General features: G+C 74.5%; 14 protein-coding genes and 1 pseudogene. 10 read left to right on the top strand and 5 right to left on the bottom strand.

What is annotated here, in order from left to right; all coding sequences use genetic code 11:
• Nucleotide 1 precedes the first annotated feature (1 nt).
• A complete protein-coding gene (locus ACZ7G1_RS17195; RefSeq protein ID WP_470877183.1) occupies nucleotides 2-1,414 on the top strand; it encodes a DUF5685 family protein in 1,413 nt (470 codons plus the stop codon).
• 13 nt (nucleotides 1,415-1,427) lie between these two features.
• On the opposite strand, the gene ACZ7G1_RS17190 is transcribed toward ACZ7G1_RS17195, so the two are convergent.
• Both ACZ7G1_RS17190 and ACZ7G1_RS17185 read right to left on the bottom strand, forming a co-directional pair.
• The gene (locus tag ACZ7G1_RS17190; RefSeq protein ID WP_470877184.1) at nucleotides 1,428-2,627 is read right to left on the bottom strand and encodes a tetratricopeptide repeat protein; all 1,200 of its coding nucleotides are present in this window, start codon (nucleotides 2,625-2,627) and stop codon (nucleotides 1,428-1,430) included.
• Nucleotides 2,628-2,661: 34 nt separating this feature from the next.
• Entirely contained in the window at nucleotides 2,662-6,081 is a 3,420-nt protein-coding gene (locus ACZ7G1_RS17185) for a CHAT domain-containing tetratricopeptide repeat protein (protein WP_470877185.1), read from the bottom strand.
• A gap of 155 nt (nucleotides 6,082-6,236) precedes the next feature.
• Here ACZ7G1_RS17185 and ACZ7G1_RS17180 point away from each other — a divergent pair, with 155 nt between their 5' ends.
• The 4 genes from ACZ7G1_RS17180 to zapE all read left to right on the top strand — a co-directional run bounded on the left by ACZ7G1_RS17180 (nucleotide 6,237) and on the right by zapE (nucleotide 11,379).
• A complete protein-coding gene (locus tag ACZ7G1_RS17180) occupies nucleotides 6,237-6,671 on the top strand; it encodes a hypothetical protein (protein ID WP_470877186.1) in 435 nt (144 codons plus the stop codon).
• A complete protein-coding gene (locus ACZ7G1_RS17175; protein WP_470877187.1) occupies nucleotides 6,668-7,579 on the top strand; it encodes a hypothetical protein in 912 nt (303 codons plus the stop codon). Before ACZ7G1_RS17180 ends, ACZ7G1_RS17175 begins: the two co-directional genes overlap by 4 nt.
• 96 nt (nucleotides 7,580-7,675) lie before the next feature.
• Nucleotides 7,676-10,309, top strand: a complete 2,634-nt coding sequence (locus ACZ7G1_RS17170) for a PEP/pyruvate-binding domain-containing protein (protein ID WP_470877188.1) — start codon at nucleotides 7,676-7,678, stop codon at nucleotides 10,307-10,309.
• Nucleotides 10,310-10,317: 8 nt separating this feature from the next.
• Nucleotides 10,318-11,379: a cell division protein ZapE gene (zapE, locus tag ACZ7G1_RS17165; protein ID WP_470877189.1), complete on the top strand. Its 1,062-nt coding sequence runs from the start codon at nucleotides 10,318-10,320 to the stop codon at nucleotides 11,377-11,379.
• A gap of 9 nt (nucleotides 11,380-11,388) precedes the next feature.
• Here zapE and ACZ7G1_RS17160 read toward each other — a convergent pair whose 3' ends face one another.
• Nucleotides 11,389-12,354 (bottom strand): ArsR family transcriptional regulator, encoded by a 966-nt coding sequence (locus ACZ7G1_RS17160; protein ID WP_470877190.1) that lies wholly within the window; start codon nucleotides 12,352-12,354, stop codon nucleotides 11,389-11,391.
• Between the two features lie 264 nt (nucleotides 12,355-12,618).
• Here ACZ7G1_RS17160 and ACZ7G1_RS17155 point away from each other — a divergent pair, with 264 nt between their 5' ends.
• Complete coding sequence (locus tag ACZ7G1_RS17155) at nucleotides 12,619-13,512, top strand: alpha/beta hydrolase family protein (RefSeq protein ID WP_471204161.1); 894 nt, start codon at nucleotides 12,619-12,621, stop codon at nucleotides 13,510-13,512.
• A gap of 31 nt (nucleotides 13,513-13,543) precedes the next feature.
• Here the strand turns inward: ACZ7G1_RS17155 and ACZ7G1_RS17150 are convergent, their stop codons facing one another.
• On the bottom strand, nucleotides 13,544-14,497 hold the full coding sequence (locus ACZ7G1_RS17150) for an immunity 49 family protein (protein WP_470877192.1): 954 nt from the start codon (nucleotides 14,495-14,497) through the stop codon (nucleotides 13,544-13,546).
• Between the two features lie 204 nt (nucleotides 14,498-14,701).
• Between ACZ7G1_RS17150 and ACZ7G1_RS17145 the strand changes: the two genes are divergently transcribed.
• A complete protein-coding gene (locus ACZ7G1_RS17145) occupies nucleotides 14,702-15,388 on the top strand; it encodes a hypothetical protein (RefSeq protein WP_470877193.1) in 687 nt (228 codons plus the stop codon).
• Between the two features lie 13 nt (nucleotides 15,389-15,401).
• Here the strand turns inward: ACZ7G1_RS17145 and ACZ7G1_RS17140 are convergent, their stop codons facing one another.
• Nucleotides 15,402-15,566, bottom strand: coding sequence for an aldehyde dehydrogenase family protein (locus tag ACZ7G1_RS17140; protein WP_470877194.1), 165 nt, complete (start codon nucleotides 15,564-15,566; stop codon nucleotides 15,402-15,404).
• Between ACZ7G1_RS17140 and ACZ7G1_RS17135 the strand changes: the two are divergent.
• From ACZ7G1_RS17135 to ACZ7G1_RS17125, 3 genes and pseudogenes are all read left to right on the top strand, one after another.
• Nucleotides 15,516-16,346: pseudogene (locus ACZ7G1_RS17135) on the top strand (3-hydroxybutyryl-CoA dehydrogenase). The gene ACZ7G1_RS17140 and the pseudogene ACZ7G1_RS17135 overlap by 51 nt on opposite strands.
• The gene (locus tag ACZ7G1_RS17130) at nucleotides 16,333-16,800 is read left to right on the top strand and encodes a TetR family transcriptional regulator C-terminal domain-containing protein (protein WP_470877195.1); all 468 of its coding nucleotides are present in this window, start codon (nucleotides 16,333-16,335) and stop codon (nucleotides 16,798-16,800) included. Before ACZ7G1_RS17135 ends, ACZ7G1_RS17130 begins: the two are co-directional and overlap by 14 nt.
• A gap of 85 nt (nucleotides 16,801-16,885) precedes the next feature.
• Complete coding sequence (locus ACZ7G1_RS17125) at nucleotides 16,886-17,950, top strand: AraC-like ligand-binding domain-containing protein (protein ID WP_470877196.1); 1,065 nt, start codon at nucleotides 16,886-16,888, stop codon at nucleotides 17,948-17,950.
• The last annotated feature ends 91 nt before the right edge of the window (nucleotides 17,951-18,041 follow it).

The raw sequence follows: 18,041 nt of genomic DNA, 5'->3' as shown, positions 1-18,041 counted from the left end.
GATGTTCGGAATCATCAGGCCGTGCCGCCATCGCCTGGGCGAGGGCCTGCGGACCGAGTGGATGGCCCATCTGTGCGGGCTGTGCCTGGCCCTGCGCAGCGAGTACGGACAGTTCGCGAGGGTCGCCACCAACTACGACGGCCTGATCGTCTCGGTGCTGACCGAGGCGCAGTCGCAGCGGACCGGGGACTGGCGCCGGGCCGCCGGTCCGTGCCCGCTGCGCGGGATGCGGTCGGCGGACGTGGCGCAGGGCGAGGGTGCCCGCCTCGCGGCGACGGTGTCGCTCGTCCTCGCCGCGGCGAAGATACGCGACCACGTGGCGGACGGCGACGGTCTGGTCGGCCGCCGCCCGGTGGCCCTCGCGGCCCGCCGGATCGCCCACGGCTGGGACCGGGCGGGCGCGGTGGGCGGCGAACGGCTCGGCTTCGACACCGCGGTGCTCCTCGGCGCGGTCGCGCGCCAGCCGGAGATCGAGCGGTCGACCGGCCCCGGCGGCTCGCTCCTGACCGTCACGGAACCCACCGAGACCGCCACGGCGGCCGCCTTCGCGTACACCGCCGTCCTCACGGACCGCCCGGGCAACGTCGAGCCCCTCACCGAGGCCGGCCGCCTCTTCGGCCGCCTCGCCCACCTCCTCGACGCGGTGGAGGACCTGGACGCGGACCGGGCCTCAGGCGCCTGGAACCCCATCGCCGTCACCGGCGCGCACCGGGCCGAGGTCCGCCGCCTGTGCGACGACGCCGTCCACGGCATCCGACTCGCCCTGTCCGACGCCGTGTTCGTCGACGGCCGCCTCGTCCAGGCTCTCCTGAGCAACGAGTTGGAACGCGCCGTCGACCGCGTCTTCGACCCCCGCCACCGACACCACCGCACTCAGGAGCGGCACCGCGAGCCGCGGGGACCGCGCTTGCTGCCCTGGCTGGGTCGCCGCACGGCCACGGAAACGCCATCGGAGGCCTCCACCGGCACGACGTGCGGCGTCGGCGCGCTCGCGGTGCCCCCGGAGGCGTCGGGCCGGCAGTCGGAAGGCCACTGCCGACGCTGCCGCGAGTGGCGCCGGCTGTGCTCCTCCTGCGGCCTGTGCTTCAACTGCTGCGACTGCGGGGACGACGGCGACGGGGACCCCTTCCCGTTCGGTGAGGGGAACGGTGGCGGCGGATCCAGCAGGGACGGCTCCGGTCGTGACGGCTCCGGCCGGGACGGCTCGGGCGGCGACGGCTGGTTCGGCGGCCACGGCGGCGGCAACTCCGGCGGCTCTCACGGTGGTTCGGGTGGCGGCGGCAACGGATTCGGCGGTTCGGGCGGATCGGGTGGATCGGGAGGCTCCGGCGGTTGCGGCGACGGTTGCGGCGGCGGCGGTGGTGGCGGTGGCTGCTGCAACCCGTGCAAGTGCTGCTGCGACTGCTGCGACTGAACCACGGGCGCGCCTACACGGACTCGTCCCGTAGCCACGCCAGCTTCTCCTCGGCGGCCCGTTCGCGTGGATGCCCCGGCCCGTAGATGCGCCGGTAGTCGCGGACGCAGCGTTCGAGGAGGGCGGCCGCTTCGGCGTGGCGCCCCACGTCGATCAGGACGTTGGCCAGGTTGTCCCGGGTCGTGACGGTGATCGGGTGGTCCTCGCCGTTGAGGGCCACCCGGCCGGCCAGGACGTCCCGGAGGAGGGGGACCGCGTCCTCCTCGCGCTGCATGGCGTGGAGGACGGCCGCCAGGTTGTTGCGCGCGGTGAAGGTGCTCTCGTGGCGGCGCCCGACGGTCACCTCGAAGGAGCGGATGACGGCGCGGAGGTGCGTCTCCGCCTCGCTGTGGCGGTTCAGCCGGACGAGGACGGCCCCCAGGTTGGCCCGGGCCGCCGCCGTGCGCTCGTGGTCGGGGCCGAAGCGCTCCTCCAGCCGGGGCAGGAGAGCGCGCAGCGCCCGCTCGGACTCCTTGTGGCGGCCGCACTTGAGCAGGGAGCAGGCGTGGGAGTTGGCGGCGGTCAGCACGTCCGGATGGTCGGGCCCGAGGAGCCTGGTGCGGCGTTCGAGGACGTCCCGTTGCAGGGGTTCGGCCTCGGGGGCGCGCCTGAGGTCCTCCAGGACGGCGGCCAGTCCGGCCGCGCGGCGCAGGGTGTCGGGGTGATCGCGGCCCAGGGCCTCGGAGCTGCCGCGGAAGGTGTCGCGCCAGGCCGACTCGGCGAGTTGCAGCTGCCCGGTCCGGTGAAGGAGGTCGGCGAGTTCGGCGGAGGTCCGCAGGGTCTCCTCGTGCCGGGAGCCGAGCACGGTCCACTGGCCTCGGGCCACCTGCTGGTAGAAGGCGACCGCCTCCTCGTCGCGCCCCGGCGTCGAGGCGAGCACGCGGGCCAGGTCGCGTACGGCGTCGAGGGCTTCCGGGTGTTCGGCGCCGAGCCGCTCCATGACGGCGCGGGCCCGCATCGTGTGCCACTCCTCGGGGGAGAACTCGATGTCGATGATCTTCTCCTCGGGACGGCCCTCCGTCACCTCGGTGAGGGTGATGCGCCCGGCGACCGGCTGCCCGGCCCGCTCCTCCTGAGGCGGCGGCGACTCCGCCCGCTCTCGTTCGTCGGCCGTACCGTCCCCGCCGCCTTCCCCGTCCCCTTGTGCGCCCCTGCGCCGCCACCATCGGCTCATCGTGACCCTCTCCTCCGTGTCCGTGCGGGGTGCTTCAGGCACCCGCGTGTACATGTGCGGCCCACAGGCTCGGGGCGGCGGCGAACGCGGTGCGGCACTCCCGGAGCGCCCGGTGCAGCGCGACCGCCGTCCGTCCGTCGTCCAGGGCGGGCCCGCCCCCGCCGTCGGTACGCAGCTCCCGGTAGAGCAGGCGGGTGACGCGGGCGGCCACGGCGTCGTGGACCGGCCACAGGGTGCCGACGGCGTGGGCGTATCCCGCGAGCTGGAAGGCGGAGGTGATGTGGATGGACTCGTCGGCGAGGTCCCCGTCCGCGCGTGCCGTGTCGCAGGCCGAGAGCACCGCGAGCCGCGCGGCCGGCAGGTCGAGCCGGGCGATCTGCCGGACGGTCAACGCCCTGGTCGCGTGGTCGTGCACGAGGAGCCGGCCCGCCGACGGATCGGCGGGTTCGCTGACGCCGTGGCAGGCGAAGTGGACGCAGGGGTGATCGGGCAGGGCGGCCATCACCCGGTCGAGCGTGGCCTCCTCCCCGTACAGCACATCGGTCGGCAGCAGCCCGCGCAGCGCCTCCACCTCGCGTCGTGCCCCGCCCAGCGGCCGGGCCCCCGGCGTCTCGGGAAGGGCCACGGCGAGGACCCGGCCGGGCGGCGCCGGGGCGGCGGCGCGGGCCCTGGCGTATCCGAGGGCCCGGACGGTCGGCGTGTACGAGGACACCACGCGGTCCATGACGGTGCGGGGCACGGGGCCCGCCCCCTCCGCGTGCCGCGGTACGTCACCGTGGTGGCCTGCCGCGTGCAGGGGCAGCGCCGAAAGCGTCCCGCCCGGTGCCCACCACAGCCTGGGCAGCTCGCCGCGCGCTCCTACCGCGCCGGACAGCCCGAGCCGGTCCAGCACCGGGCCGGTGACGTGGTCCCACGTCCACTCCAGGACCTCGGCGACGGTCCGCTGGGCGGCCTTGTCGCGGGCGGGGTCCATCGCGTCGGCGAGCGCGCGCCGGAGCCGTTCCGCCTGTTCGCCGACCGCTTCCGGCGTGGCCCGGGGCAGCGGTACGAGGAGAACGCCTCCCGGATGCAGGACGAGGGCGTCGCTGCGGTAGCCGCTGCAGTAGGCGAGGACCACGGGGCCGTCCTGCGCGCAGGCGAGCAGGGTGCCCCGGTCCGGTGCGGCGAGGAAGTCGGAGAAGCCCGGAGCCTGGCGGATCTCCGCCACCAGGTCTTCGAGCCGGCTCGCCAGGGTGTGCCGCTGGTCCGCGTCCGCGGCCGGGCTCAGGCCCAGAGGCGTGCCCGGCCCGTCGGCGGCTTCCAGCGCGTCGAGCCGGTCGCGGACCGCGACGAACCGCTCGGCGAGACCCGGATGGGCGTCGCGCAACCGACCGATGCCGTCCCGGGTGGCCATGGCCCGGCTGAGCAGGACACCACGGCCCTGCTCCAGGAGCGACACCGCGAGTTCCGGCCGCCCCGCCTGCACCGCGCACGCGGCGGCCTCGGCGGCGAGACCCCGCACGCGGGACAGACCGCGCTCCTGGTCCCGGCGGGCCAGACGGCCGGACGCCGCGAACGGCAGCAGTTCCAGGGCCAGTTCGTGACCACGGACAGCCTCGTCCCAGCGCAGGCCCGTCGCCGCGGCGGCTCCCCAGTCCCAGGCCGCGAGGACCCGCTCGTGGGCGGGCATGGCCTTCGTGGCGGCGGCCTGCCGGTAGGAGTCCTCGGCCGCGCGCAGCACCCCGGGGTCGCCGTCCTGGTGGTACAGGGCGCGTAACGCGTCGCCGTACGAGCGCAGGGCGAATCCGTGCGCCGAGCCGCCTTCGGGGACGGACCAGACGGCGCGGCCCAGGTCGCTGATCGCGTGCTCCAACAGGCCCTCTTCAGCGCTGTGGTGATGTTGCGTCAGGCGGGTGGAGCCGAGGTTCGAGAGCACCAGGGCCAGCGCCGGATCGCCGTAGGGCACCTGCTCGGCGGCCTCTTCGAGGAAGGCGACCGCCTCGTCGAGGTCCGCGAGGTCGGAGCGCTCGTCGAACCGTGCGCGCAAGGCGTTGGCCAGGTGGTTCAACCGGTCCGCGCGGACCGGGCCGGCCTGCGGGGCAAGTGCGAGCGCCCGGCGGGCCGTGTCGACGGCCTCGTCCGCGGCGGCCGTGTCGCCGGTCGCGCCGTGCCAGCTCTGGAGGACGACGCCGAGGTTGGCGAGGCGTACGACCTGGGCGGCGGGGGAGGCGGTGGCCGCGTCGAGTGCCTCGCGGGCCAGCCGGGTGGCTTCGCGCAGGGAGTCCAGATCGTCCGTGCGCAGCGCCCGCTCCCGCAGGGTGACGGCGAGATTGGCCAGGGTGTCGGCGTAGGGGACGCTGCCCGGCCGCTGCCGGGCCAGGGCGGACCGCAGGACGGCGATCGCCTCGTCGAGGACCGCCTCGTCCCCGGTCGACTGGGCCAGCCGGTGCAGCGTGTTGCCGAGGCTGTTCATCCGCATGGCCCGCTCGGGAGCGTCGGGGTCGAACAGCGGCAGGGCCTCGCGCAGCAGCCGCGCGGACTCGCGCAGGCGCGTGGGATCCCCGTCGGCCTCGGCGGCCACCCGCAGCGCCACGCCCAGACCCGCCAGCCGCTCGGGCCGGTCCGGGTGACCGGTCGGAGTCTCGGCGAGGGCCGTGCGGTGCACCTCCAGCATCTCCGCACGAGACGCCTCGTCGCCCTCGTGCTCGTGCCACTGGCGAAGAGCCTGGGAGAGGTTCGTCAGGACGAGCCGGCGCACCGCGCTGCCCCGCGGGCTCTCACGCAGTGCGGCCCGCCACATGTCCAGGGCCTCGCGCAGGGCGGCGGTGTCACCGCTGTGCAGATACGTGCCGTGGAGCGCCGTCGCGAGGTTGGTGCGGTAGCCGGGCCGGTCGGGCGAGCCGGGCGGCAGGATCTCCAGCGCGTCCCGTAACGCGCCCGCCGCCCGCGCGAGATCCGTTCCGTCGGCCGCCCGGGCGCCGGAGGCCCCGACGTGCGTGCCGTTCCGGTACCGCACTTGCAGGGCATCGCCCAGCGAGGCCAGCGCCTGCGCGCCCGACGCGGCGTCCTGGGGGAGGCCTGCGGCCCGGTCGAGCAGGTCGATCGCCTGGTCGAGATCGCTCGCACGGGCGTGGAGGTCGAAGCGCCGGCGGTAGGCCACGGCGAGCAGGAACACGTCCTGCGGGCGCACTGGTTCGACGGACACCCGCCGGCGGCCGAGAGCGATCACCGCGGTCAGATCGTCGGCGTCGCCCGTCAGTTGCCACCGCCGGTGCAGGGCGATCAGGAGATTGCCGGCGAGGCCCGGCACGCGTGCGTCGCCGGGCTCCGCGGCGGCGAGCTCCCGGCGGTAGGAGCCGATGGCCTCGTCGAGTGCCGCGCGGTCGCCCGTACGCAGATGCCGGAGCAGCAGTTGATCGGCGCCGGGCCCCGCGCCGGGTCCTCCGGCCGCCGCCGCGCCTGCCGTGCCGACCACGACCACCCCCGGTTGATGCCGCCCCGGACCGCGCGTCCCCGTGCGAGTGCCACGTGCGGGCCCCTGTTCACGATAGCCAAGATGCCCTCGGAGCGCCGGAGTCCGACCGTACAATCCCCACGAAGGGCAACCGGCGTCCGAGGAGGAGCGCGAGCGTGGCGAACACGGCCGACGGAGCGGACACCGGCGACGCGCGGCTCGGTGAGCTCTGCCGACGCCTCGCGGACCCCGTCACCTCGTCGGAGCTCGACGCACTAGGCGAGGAAGGCGCGCGGCTCGTCGCCACCATCGTCTCCGCCCTGCGCGACGGCCGTTCCCCCCAGCAACTCGGCGAGCAGCTCGACACGTTGGAGGACCTGCTCCTCGCCGCCGGACACAGCGCCGGGCTCGGCTCGTACCGCACGACGCCCCCTCCGACCGTCCCCGGCTTCCAGAGCCTGCCGGTCGCCGGGCCGGGTCACCCCGCGCTGTACGTGCTGGCCTGCCCCACGGGGCGGTGCGGGCGCGTCGAGGTGCCCGACGCCGCCGTCCCGAACCAGCCCGCCTGCGGGATCCTCGGCCGGCCCCTGAACCAGGTGTACCTCCGGTGACCAGTGCCTTCCTCAGCGCGCTGGGGGGCCGGATCGCCGAACGCTGGCTGACGCTCGTCGCACTGCCGGGACTGCTCTTCATCGCCGCCGTCACCACGGCGACGGTGCTCGGTCACGCACACTGGTCCGACGCGGGGACGCTACGGAACCGGCTCGACGCGCTGGCCGCTTCCCCCGCGTCCCGGAGCGCCGGCACCCTCGCCCTCGTGGCGCTCGGCATCCTGCTGGTCGCCGCCGCGACCGGGATGGCGGCCCGGGCCCTCGGCGGGGGAGTGGAACTCCTCTGGTGCGCCGAGCCACGCGGCCCCCTGTTGAGGCGCCTCGCCGACCGACGGCTCCACCGATGGCGCGCGGCCGACGAAGCGTTCCGCGAAGCGCTGGTCACCGCGGGCCGGGCCCGGATCTCCGGCGCGGACGACGCCGACCGGCTCGCCGACCTCGCGGAGCGCCACTTCGCCGACCGTGCCCGCATCGCGGACGCCGCGCCACGCCACCCCTTCGGCATGGGCGACCGGCTGGCCGCGCCCGGGCAACGGCTCTGGCGCACCTACCGCCTTGACCTCGCGGCTGCCTGGCCCCACCTCTGGCTCCTCGCCCCCGACGGGACCCGAGCCGAACTGCACGCCGCCCGGGAGCGGTTCGGCGCGGCGGCGCGGCTGTGCGCCTGGGGCGCCGGGTATCTCGTGCTCGGCGCCTGGTGGTGGCCGGCGGCCGTCATCGGAGCCGCCTGCGTCGCCGCGGGCATCCGGCGCGGGCGTGCCGCCGCCACGGCGTTCGCCGAACTCACCGAAGCCCTCGCCGACTTGCACGTCCTCGACCTGGCGACCTCGCTGGGCATCGACTCCTCGTCGGGCATGGACCGCGCCCTCGGTGAACGCCTCACCCGCTCCCTGCGCAAGCCCGGCTGACCCGCCGGAAGGCCCAGGCGGAGAGGCGGGGCTGGTCGTGCGGTGGTCCGGATGCGATCATGATCCTTCTCTGCGGGCGAGTTGGGGGATCGGACCATGGAATTCGTGCTGCCGCTGGACGCTGCCACCGCCACCTTGGAGTCGGCGGGAGGCAAGGGCGCGGCCCTCTCCGAGCTCGCCCGGGCAGGGCTTCCCGTACCCGGCGGCTTCCACATCACGACCGCCGCCTACCAGGAGTTCGTCACCGCGGCGGGCGTGAGCGACGGCATCCGTACCGAGCTCGCCGCCGGACCGGACGGAGCTCCGGACACCGGCGCCCGCATCAGGGCCCTCTTCGAGGAGGGCCCGCTGCCGCCCGCCGTCGAGCAGGCCGTCCTGGCGGCCTACGCGGCCCTCGGCGACGGCACGCGCACGGTGGCCGTACGGTCGTCCGCGACGGCCGAGGACCTGCCCGACCTGTCCTTCGCCGGCCAGCAGGACACGTACCTCAACATCACCGGCGCGGGCGCCCTCCTGGCGGCCGTCCGCCGCTGCTGGGCCTCCCTGTGGACCGACCGCGCCCTCGCCTACCGGACCAGGGCGGGCATCACCCACGAGGACGTGTCGCTCGCCGTGGTGGTGCAGGAACTGGTGGACGCCGACGCCGCCGGCGTGATGTTCACCGTCGACCCGCTCGGCGGGCGAACCGACCGGCTCGTGGTGAACGCGGCCTGGGGACTGGGCGAAGCGGTCGTCAGCGGTCTCGTCACCCCGGACACCCTGATCGTCGACCGGGCGAGCCTGGCCGTTGTGGAGGAACGTATCGCCGCGAAGGAGGTGATGACCGTACCGACCGCCGACGGCACCAAGGAACAGCCGGTCCCCGCCGACCTGCGCGAAGCCCCGGTCCTCACGGCGGCGGAGGCCGGTGAGCTCGGCCGCATCGGACTCGCGATCGAGGACCTGTACGGCGAGCCGCGCGACGTCGAGTGGGCCCGCGAGGCAGGCGCCTTCCGCATCCTCCAGGCACGGCCCGTCACCACCGTCGCGGCGCCCCGGCCCGAGGTGTGGAACGACAGCACCGGCACCGACTCCCTCTGGACGAGCGCCAACCTCGGCGAGGCCGTCCCGGACGTGATGACGCCCGCGACCTGGTCCTTCGTCAAGGCGTTCATGGGCGACGTCATGGTCGGCGCCACCCTCGAAGGACGCCCGATGTACGGAAACATCGGCGGCCGCTTCTACATGAACCTCAGCGTCACCGCCACCCTCGCCGCCGCGTTCGGACAGGGCCGCAAGTTCGCCCAGGCCAACGAGCTCGTCTTCGGCCGCCTTCCGCAAGGCGTGACGATCCCCTTGCTGCCCGCCTCCCGGCCCCGCGTCTGGCGGGACACCCTCGGCGAGGCGTTCGCCGTGATGAGCCGCATCCGTGCGAACGGCAAGCAGCTGCCCGCGTTCCTCGACGAGGCGCCCGTACGCTGCGAGGAACTGCGGGCCGTGGTCGCCGCGACGAAGACCGCCGGCGAGCTGACCGCCCTGTGGGAGTCCGAGGTGGCACCGTACTTCCGCCGCTGCTGCCACATGCTCCAGGCCGCCACCCGCCAGGGCGGCGACACCCTCGTCAAGGTACGCGGCACCCTGGAGTCCCTGGTCGGCGAGGAGGACGCCGACCTGATGACCACCGGCCTCGGCGACGAGGGCCAACTGGCCAGCATGGGACCCCTCCTCGGCCTGGAACGCCTCGCCCGCGGCGAGACCGACCGCGACACCTACACGCGCGCCTACGGCCATCGAGGCCCCCACGAGTTCGAGGTGTCCCTGCCGCGCCCCGCCGAGGACCCGCGGTGGATCGACCGGCAGCTCGCCGCCCTCGGCACGGTCGAGGAGGACGCGGCCGCGCGCCTCGCACGCCAGAACACCGCCCGCGCCGCGGCCTGGGACCGCCTCGCCGCCGCACACCCCGGGCGAGTGAAGGCCATCCGCGCCAAGGTCGACGCCTGGGCGGCCTCGGCCCGCCTGCGGGAGGCCGCCCGCACCGAGGTGGCCCGCGTCTTCTGGCTGCTGCGCGACTTCGTGCTGCGCGCGGGCGAGGTCGTTGGGGCGGGGAAGGCAACCGGGGCGGGCGAGGCCGGTGGCGCGGGGGAGACCGGTGGCGCGGGGGACGACCTGTTCTTCCTGTCCGTCGACGAGATCCTCACCGTCCTCCGCGGCGACCGGGCCCCGCTCGCCGCGGTGCCGGCCCGCCGCGCCGCGTACGACGGCTACCGCACCCTTCCCCCGTACCCCACCCTCATCCGCGGCGAGTTCGACCCGCTGGCCTGGGCCGCCGACCCGAACCGGCGGGCCGACCTGTTCGACGCGCACGACACCACACCCGCCACGGACACGGTCGCCGGCTCGCCCGCGTCCGGCGGCGTGGTGGAGGGCGTCGCCCGGGTCGTCGCCACCGTCGAGGAGGGCGAGGTCATCAAGCCGGGCGAGATCCTGGTGACCACCGTGACGAACATCGGCTGGACGCCGCTGTTCACCCGCATCTCGGCGATCGTGACCGACGTCGGCGCCAACCTCTCGCACGCCTCGATCGTGGCGCGTGAACTCGGCATCCCGGCCGTCGTCGGCTGCGGCAACGCCACGACCCGCATCCGCACGGGCGACCGCATCCGGGTGGACGGCGGACGCGGGACCGTGGACGTCATCGAACCGGCGCCGACCGCGACACCTCGACCCGACAGCCCTCGCACGAACGGATGAACAGACCGGTGCCCCAGCACGAGCAGGCCATGCGCCGCCACTTCCACGAGGCCGCGGCGCGGCGCGGATTCTCCATAGCCCCCGCGCAGGAACCGGCCGTCGATCGACTGTCCCGGCTGGCGGCGGAACTCGCCAAGCCGGCCTGGACGTTCCCCAAGCCGCCCCGCGACCTGTACGTGTGGGGCCCGGTCGGCCGCGGGAAGAGCTGGCTCGTCGACACCTTCTACGAAGGCCTGCCGACCGAGCGCAAGCGCCGTCTGCACTTCCACGACTTCTTCCGGCGGCTGCACGACGGCGTCACCCGGCCCGGTGCACGCCACGACGGTCAGAGCGCCGTCGACAGCGCCCTCGACGAGCTCGTCGGGGACAGCCGCGTCCTGGTCTTCGACGAGTTCCACGCGCACGACGCGGGCGACGCGATGCTGATCGCCCGCCTGTTCCGCACGCTCCTCGACCGCCGTATCACCCTCGTCACCACCTCCAACTACCCGCCCGCCGGCCTGATGCCGGACCCCCTCTACCACCACCTCTTCGAGCCCACCATCAAGCTCATCGAGGAACGGATGGACGTCCTGGACGTCTCGGGTCCCGTGGACTTCCGCCGCCTCGCGCCGCCCCCGTCCCAGGACGGCGGCCGCCGCTTCGCGACCGGCCTCTGCCTGCCCCCGGGCGATCCCGCCCTGGCGACCCACGGCCTCACCGCCCCGGCGCCCGCCGAGGCCACCTCCGTCCCGGCCCACCTGCGGGAGCTGCCCGCCCGTGCCGTGCGCGGCGACCTCGTCTGGTTCGCCTTCGACGCCCTGTGCGAGACCACCACCGCCGTGCCCGACTACCTGGCGCTCGCCGAACGCTTCGACACCCTGGTCCTGGACGGCGTCCCGCCCCTGGCCCAGGCCTCCGCCGACGGACGCCAGCGGTTCGCGAACCTCGTCGACGTCGCCAACGACCGCGACCTCCGACTCGTCCTCATCGGCGCCGACCCCCTCGCCTCCCTCCCCGACGGGCACGCCCTGACCCGCGACCTCGACCGCACCACCAGCCGGCTCGCCATGCTCGGCCGCCCCAGCTGAGCCCGGCGCCTACCGGACCCAGGCGCCGGCGACCAGCGTCCCCAGGGCCGTACGCCGATGGGTGACCGAGCGGCCCGTGCGGGTCGTCGTCGTCATGCCCGCCGACCTGAGCGCGGCCGCGTGGGACGAGGCGGTCGCGTTGCTGACGCGGAGGGCGCGGGCCAGGGACGTCGTGGTGTGCGGGTCGGCGAGGAGGAGCAGGGCGTCGAGCCGTGTGCGGCCCAGGACGGCGGCCAGGGCCTCGGTGGAGCCGACCGGGCCCTCGGCGGTGGGCGGGACCCCGCTGCCGGCCGGGTACGTCAGGACCGCCTGAAGGCCCGGGGTGTCCTGGAGCAGCGGGCCCGCGGGGTGATGGAAGGTGGGCAGCAGAACCAGGCCGCGCCCGTCGAGCCGGACGTCACGGGCCGGCGCCGCGCCGGGCCACTCCCACGCGCGCGCGTGGACCCGGCTTCCCGGGGCCAGAGCGGTCAGGGCGGCGGCCACACCGTGCTCGGCGACCGTCAGGGCGTAGCGGGTGAACTCCTCGCGGTGCAGATCCTGCACGACGGACCAGACCGGGGCGAGGACCGTCTCGTACGCGGCCCGCTGGGCGCGCCTCACCGTGTGCCAGGCCGTCTCGTCACCCGCGTACAGCCCCTGGATCCAGCCGGGGGCGGGCAGGCCGCCGTAGACCCGTTCGAGCTCGGACCGGACGAGCCCGGGGCCGGTGGCGCGGATCCGGTCGAAGGCGTCGGCCATGGTGTCGCCGAGGACGTCGAGGAACACGGGCGGCCGGCCCGCGGGGACCAGGTCGGCGAGCGGGTCGGTCGCGGCCGGGAGGGAGCGCAGGACACGGCCGCGCCACGGCGTGAACAGCGGCCCGCCACCGGGGGTCACGGCCGTCGTCAGCGCGGCGTGCAACTCCTGGAGCGGCGCGGGGCGGGAGGCGAACCGGATGCGGGCGAAGTCCTCCGTGGTGAAGTGGATCCGCAGCACGCGCACAGCTCCCCGTCCGTGTCCGGCCTTTCGGCCAGGGCCTGAACCTTCGCGTCGCCCCGGTCCCGTCCCGAGGATGTCCGCATGACTTCTCGACGCACTCTTCTGAAAGGCACCCTATTCGGGAGCGCCGCCGCCCTGCTTCCCACGGTCGCGTCCGCCTCCTCCGGCGCCGTCACCCCGCGGCTGCCGGGGCCCTCCGGCCCGCACCCCGTGGGCCTGCGGACGGTCCACCTCACGGATCCCGCCCGCACCGACCCCTGGGTGGGCGGCGCACGCGAGGTGATGCTCACCGTGCTCTACCCGGCGCGATCCGTACGCGGCCTCACCCGCGCCCCGCAGCTCACCCCGGCCGAGGCCGAGGTCTTCGCCGCGTACGCGCCGGCCCGCACGCCCGGGCTGCCGACGCCGGGAACGGTGGACTGGGGCGCGGTCCTCACCCACGGGTACGCGGGCGCGCCGCCGCTGCCCGGGCGGCGCCCGGTCCTCGTGTACTCACCGGGCGGCGGCGACTCCCGCACCCTCGGGACGACCCTCGCCGAGGACCTGGCGAGCCACGGCCGCGTGGTCGTCCTCGTCGACCACCCCGGCGACGCCTCCCAGGTCGAGCTGCCGACCGGGCTCCGGACGACCGTCCTCTTCGGGCCCCCGGACCCGGCGACCTTCCGCACGATGGTCGACACCCGGATCGACGACCTCCGGTTCGTCCTCGACCGGCTCGGCGACCTGCCGCTCGCCCCGGTGACGGACCTCGACCGGGTCGGGCTCTACGGGCACTCCGCGGGCGGCACGGCGGTCGTGTACGCGGCCCACGGAGACCGCCGGATCGGTGCCGTCGCGAACCTGGAGGGCTATCTCGACCTCCACCCGATGCCGGCCACCCCCGAGCAGCCCCTCCTGCTGTTCCGCACCGACGGATTCGAGGGCGCCGCCCGCATCGACTCCTCCTGGGCCGGCCTGCCCGCCCGCCGCGCCCTCCTCGCCGACGCGAACCACTGGGCCTTCACCGACTACGGCTCCCTGCTCCCGCGCCTCCAGGCCGCCGGCCTCGTCGCGGCGGACACCCGCGCGGCGCTCGTCGGCACCGGCGACGCGAAGGCGACCCTCGCCGAAGTACGGCGAGGGGTGGGGAGCTTCTTCGCCCGCCACGGGCTGTAGCGGGACGCCGAGCGGGGCGTGTGCCGTCCCACTACCCGGCCTGCCACAGGCCGAGCTTGTTCTGCTCGCCGTCAGCCGCCCTGCGGAGCGCGTCGGTCCGCCCCAGGAGGCCCTGGGGCAGATAGCCGGACCGTACCCGCAGGTCCCATCCGTGCACCTGGACGGCCAGGGCCGCCAGGGCGAGGGTGTCCATGGGCAGCAGCGTCCGAGGGGCCGGGTCCGCGTCCATGCTCTCGCGGTGTGCCACGAGCCGGTTCACGAGGGCCTCCTCGAAAGCCGCCTGGTCGTCGTCGAGCAGGACGCGCAGCAGCCGCTGGTCCGGCGTCGGCGCGCCGGCCGCGTCCAGACGCCGGGCGGCCTCGGCCCGCTCCTCCACGCCGGGCTTGCACAGGGTCACGACCGGCCAGCCCCGGGGATGATGCCCGCCCTCCTCCGTCAGATAGCCGCTCAGGGCCTCCATGGCCGCCAGATCCGCCTCCGTCGACACCGACGTCAGCTTCGAATACGGCACGCCGTCCCGGACCGCGGGCGCGTAGTCGTCCCTCAGCAGCAGTCCGATGACCCGCCGCCACTCCCACACCAGACCACTCACCACGACCGCCGCGAAGGCGTCCAGCCACGTCCGCGCCGTCGCCGCCTCGTCGACGACGTCCCGGAAGGACAGCTCCTCTGTCGTCAACTCCTCGCGGACCAGCGGGAACCGGATCTCCTGGTCGCCCTCGGGAAAGCAGCCCAGGCTGAGCACCCCCAGCGCGCACTCCGCCGCGGTCGACAGCGCGACCCGCGCCTCCTCGTCGAGCTCCGGCGCGCTCAGTCCGCGCGCGGCGACGTGGTCGAGGAGCTCATCGCTCATCTCCCGCAGACTGTCGAGCCGGAAGTACCCGTAACGCATGGTGTGCCAGCGCCCGAAAGCCCTCCCCTTGATGTCCTCCAGCGCGAGCGCGACGCGCTCCTCGCCGACTCCGTGATGTGCCACTTCCCTCACGACTGCCGTCCCTCCATGATCGAACCGGCCGGTCAGCGGCACGCTATCAACGCCCTCGGACACCCCCCGCCCGAGCCGAGGCACGCATCCGCCTCGCCGACTACCCTGACGATCCCGGCCGCACGCGCCCCGCGGCGAACGCCGACCCGGAGCGCGGCGTCCGTGCCGCGCCGCAACGCACACCTCACGCACCACGGAGCGGACGTGAAGATACCCGTCGTCGTACATCAGGCGCGTCTGGGGCCCGACGACTTCAGAGTCGTCCGGCCCGCCAGGCCGCTGACCCGTGCCGTACTCGTCGACCGGGACCACTACCTGGACGTCCGCCTCGACCGTGCAGCCGCCCGGACCGTCGCCGGGCTGTGGCTGCTCGCGGCACGCTCCCCGCGTTCGCTGATCCACCTGCCCCTGCGCGCCCAGCACGTGGCGGCCCGGGACGGGCAGGACGACCCGGGCGTACCGCTGGACCTCGTGCTCCTGCACCACTCGCTCCAGTTCGCGCCCTCCCGCTGGAAGGAGGTGCGGGCCCGCCTCGGCCCCGGCCGCCCGCGGACCGTCAGCCTTCCCGAGGCGGAGCGGGACGAGGACACGATGACCGAAGCCGACTACGCGGCCCGCCACTACTGCGAGAACCGCGACCTGTTCCACCAGGCCCTGCACGCCGAGACCCTGTTCATGACCGGCAGCGCCAAGGTCTTCCGGGAGACGGCGCGGAACTTCCTCGACATCGCCGACAAGGCTCCGGTCCACGTCGCCGCGCACCCTGACGACGGGCACTACTGCACGCGGCTGCACGGGAACGACGGGATCCTCGGGGACGACGCCCGCGAGATCCACATCGAGTACCGCGAGGGGTGGAGCGAGGAACAGCCGCCGGAAGGCGGCGCGTAAGGGGGAGCCCGGCTCAGAGCATCACGTGTTTGGGCCGGGTGTAGTCGAGGAGGCCGGAGAGGGATAGGTCGCTGCCGTAGCCGGAGTGCTTGGCGCCGCCGTGGGGCATTTCGGAGACGGTGGTGCCGTGGGTGTTCACCCACACGATTCCGGTGTGCAGGGCTCTGGTCGCTCGCATGGCGCGGTCGTGGTCCGTGGTCCAGACGCTCGCGGCGAGGCCGAAGCGGCCGCGGCGGCCGGCCTGCTCACCGCGGCCGAGCACCGGACCGCGGCCGGCCGGATCACGGTGACCACCGACATGGCACGGCTCGTCGACCGCGATCTGGTCGTCGAGGCCGTGGCCGAGGACGAGCGGGCGAAGACCGAGGTCTTCGCCCGGCTCGACGCCGTCGTGGAACGCCGGGACGCGGTCCTGGCCACCAACACCCCCTCCCTGCCCGTCATCAGGCGCGTGGCCGCGACCTCACGGCCCGCCCAGGTCATCGGCCTGCACTTCTTCAACCCCGTGCCCCGGCGGCCGCTGGTGGAGCTGGTTCCCTCGCTGCTCACCGGCGAGGACACCGTCCGCCGCGCGGAGACGTTCGCCACCGAGGTCCTCGGGAAGGAGGTCGTACACGCCCGGGACCGGGCGGGCTTCGTAGTCAACGCCCTGCTCGCGCCCTACCTCCTCGCGGCCGTACGGATGGCCGAGTCCGGCACGGCGTCGGCCGCGGACATCGACCGGGCCATGACCCTGGGCTGCGCCCACCCCCTCGGCCCGCTCGCCCTCGCCGACCTCATCGGCATCGACACGGTGGAGGCCATCGCCCGCTCGATGTAGGCCGAGTACGGCGAGCCGCTGTACGCCCCGCCGCCCCTGCTGGCCCGGATGGTGGAAGCGAGGCTGCTCGGCCGCAAGACAGGCCGGGGCTTCCACCCGTACCCGGAGCGCCCGGCGGGGGAGGATGGGCGGCGATGAAGATCCGATCTTCGCCGAGGCGATGACCCACTCCTTCGCCCAGACCGGCACGGACCTCGACGGCGGCGACGCCGACGTGCCGGCCTCCGTCCTCCTCGCCCGCATCGTCCGCACCATGCTGCCCACGGACGAGGAACTGCGCCAGGACTGGAAGCTCTGGCAGGAACTGTGGGTCCGCGCCCAGCGCGACGACGCGGCCCGCCGCCTCGCCGCCGACCTGTACGACCAGCTCCACACCTGGGTCGGCGGCGCGCTCGAACGGGGCGTCACATCCGGCGAGTTCACCCCCTGCGACATCGCCGCGACGAGCACGCTCGTCCTCGCGCTCTGCGACGGCCTCGGCATCCGCCTGATGCTCGCCGACCCCCAGGTCGACCTGTCCACCGCCCAGGCGACGATCTGGTCCGCCATCGCCCCGACGCTGGGCGTCCCGCCCGCCTTCCCCGAGGCCTGACCCGTCGTCGGCCGCCCGGACGTGCGGAATCGTCGCAGGAGGTGAGAGGCTGGTGAGCGGGCGCGCCGAAGTGTAAGGGGAACACGTGGGTTTGCTGCCTTCGACGGCTGCCGTGGCGAAGGGGGAGGACGGGTTCGACTGGTTCTGCGAGACGGTGTCGAGCACGGTCATGCCCGTCACGCTCAGCACGCTCGGCGCACGGCACGCGGCCGACTTCCGGGCGAGCATGACGGAACTGGATCTCGGCGTGGTGAGGCTGTCCGCCGTGATCTGCTCGCCGGTGGTGTCGCGCCGCACGCACACGCACGTCCGGCGGGGTGATCCGGAGCGCCTGCAGCTGGCGTTCATCAATCAGGGCGAGGTACGGATCTCCCAGCACGGCAACGAAGCGGTGGTCGCGGGGAGACTCGTCCTCACGGACACGTCAAGACCGAGCGAGGGGGTGTGCGGGGAGAGACCCATCGAGTCGGTGGCGCTGCAAATTCCCCGTCAGGCACTGGGGTTGAGCCCCGACCGGGTGGACCGCCTGCTGGCACGGCGCCTGGCGGCGGATGTGGGGTCGGGGGCGATCCTCGCCGACTTCCTGAAGACCCTGCTCGTCCGAGGGCCGCAATGCGACCCGGAGGAGCTGCGTACGGCGGGGTCGGTCGCGCTCGACCTGGCCACGGCGTTTCTCGCACGGCAGCTCGGTGAGCCCGGTGAGGCGCCCGCCGAGGCGCGGGCGCAGGAGACCCTCCAGCGCGTCCACCGCTTCATCGAGAGCAATCTCGGTGACCCGGGCCTGACTCCCGAGGTGATCGCCGAGCGGCACAACATGTCGGTGCGGGGCCTCTACCGCCTGTTCGACGACCAGCCCCTGACCGTCGCGGCACACATCCGCCACAGCCGCCTCCAGCGTGCCCACGCCGACCTGGCACGCGAGGAACTGAACGGCCTGTCCGTCCAGGCGATAGCGACACGGTGGGGATTCTCGAGCGCGACCGGGTTCAGCCGGGCGTTCCGCGAGGTCTACGGGATGACCCCGACAGAACACCGGGCGTCCTCGCCGGCGGACCCGCGGCACGCAAAGGACAGAAACCCGGCACGCGAAGCACACCATCGCGAGCCGCTCGCGCCTACATTCTCCGCTGGAGACTGCGCCACAGCGTGACCGGAGCCATGGGGACAACAACCCGGCCCGACACCTGACTTGCCACCGACAGTGGCCTCGATCTGTGACGTCCGCGTCTCCCTGCCCGTCG

It is taken from the genome of Streptomyces sp. NPDC037273 (assembly GCF_055603625.1).
This window is presented reverse-complemented; position numbering and strand designations above follow the sequence as displayed.

Excerpts from the sequence above, each read along its gene's own strand:
- ACZ7G1_RS17195 (WP_470877183.1), top strand. The coding sequence starts at position 2 with ATGTTCGGAATCATCAGGCCGTGCCGCCATCGCCTGGGCGAGGGCCTG.
- ACZ7G1_RS17190 (WP_470877184.1), bottom strand. The coding sequence starts at position 2,627 with ATGAGCCGATGGTGGCGGCGCAGGGGCGCACAAGGGGACGGGGAAGGC.
- ACZ7G1_RS17170 (WP_470877188.1), top strand. The coding sequence starts at position 7,676 with ATGGAATTCGTGCTGCCGCTGGACGCTGCCACCGCCACCTTGGAGTCG.
- ACZ7G1_RS17140 (WP_470877194.1), bottom strand. The coding sequence starts at position 15,566 with ATGCGAGCGACCAGAGCCCTGCACACCGGAATCGTGTGGGTGAACACC.
- ACZ7G1_RS17130 (WP_470877195.1), top strand. The coding sequence starts at position 16,333 with ATGGGCGGCGATGAAGATCCGATCTTCGCCGAGGCGATGACCCACTCC.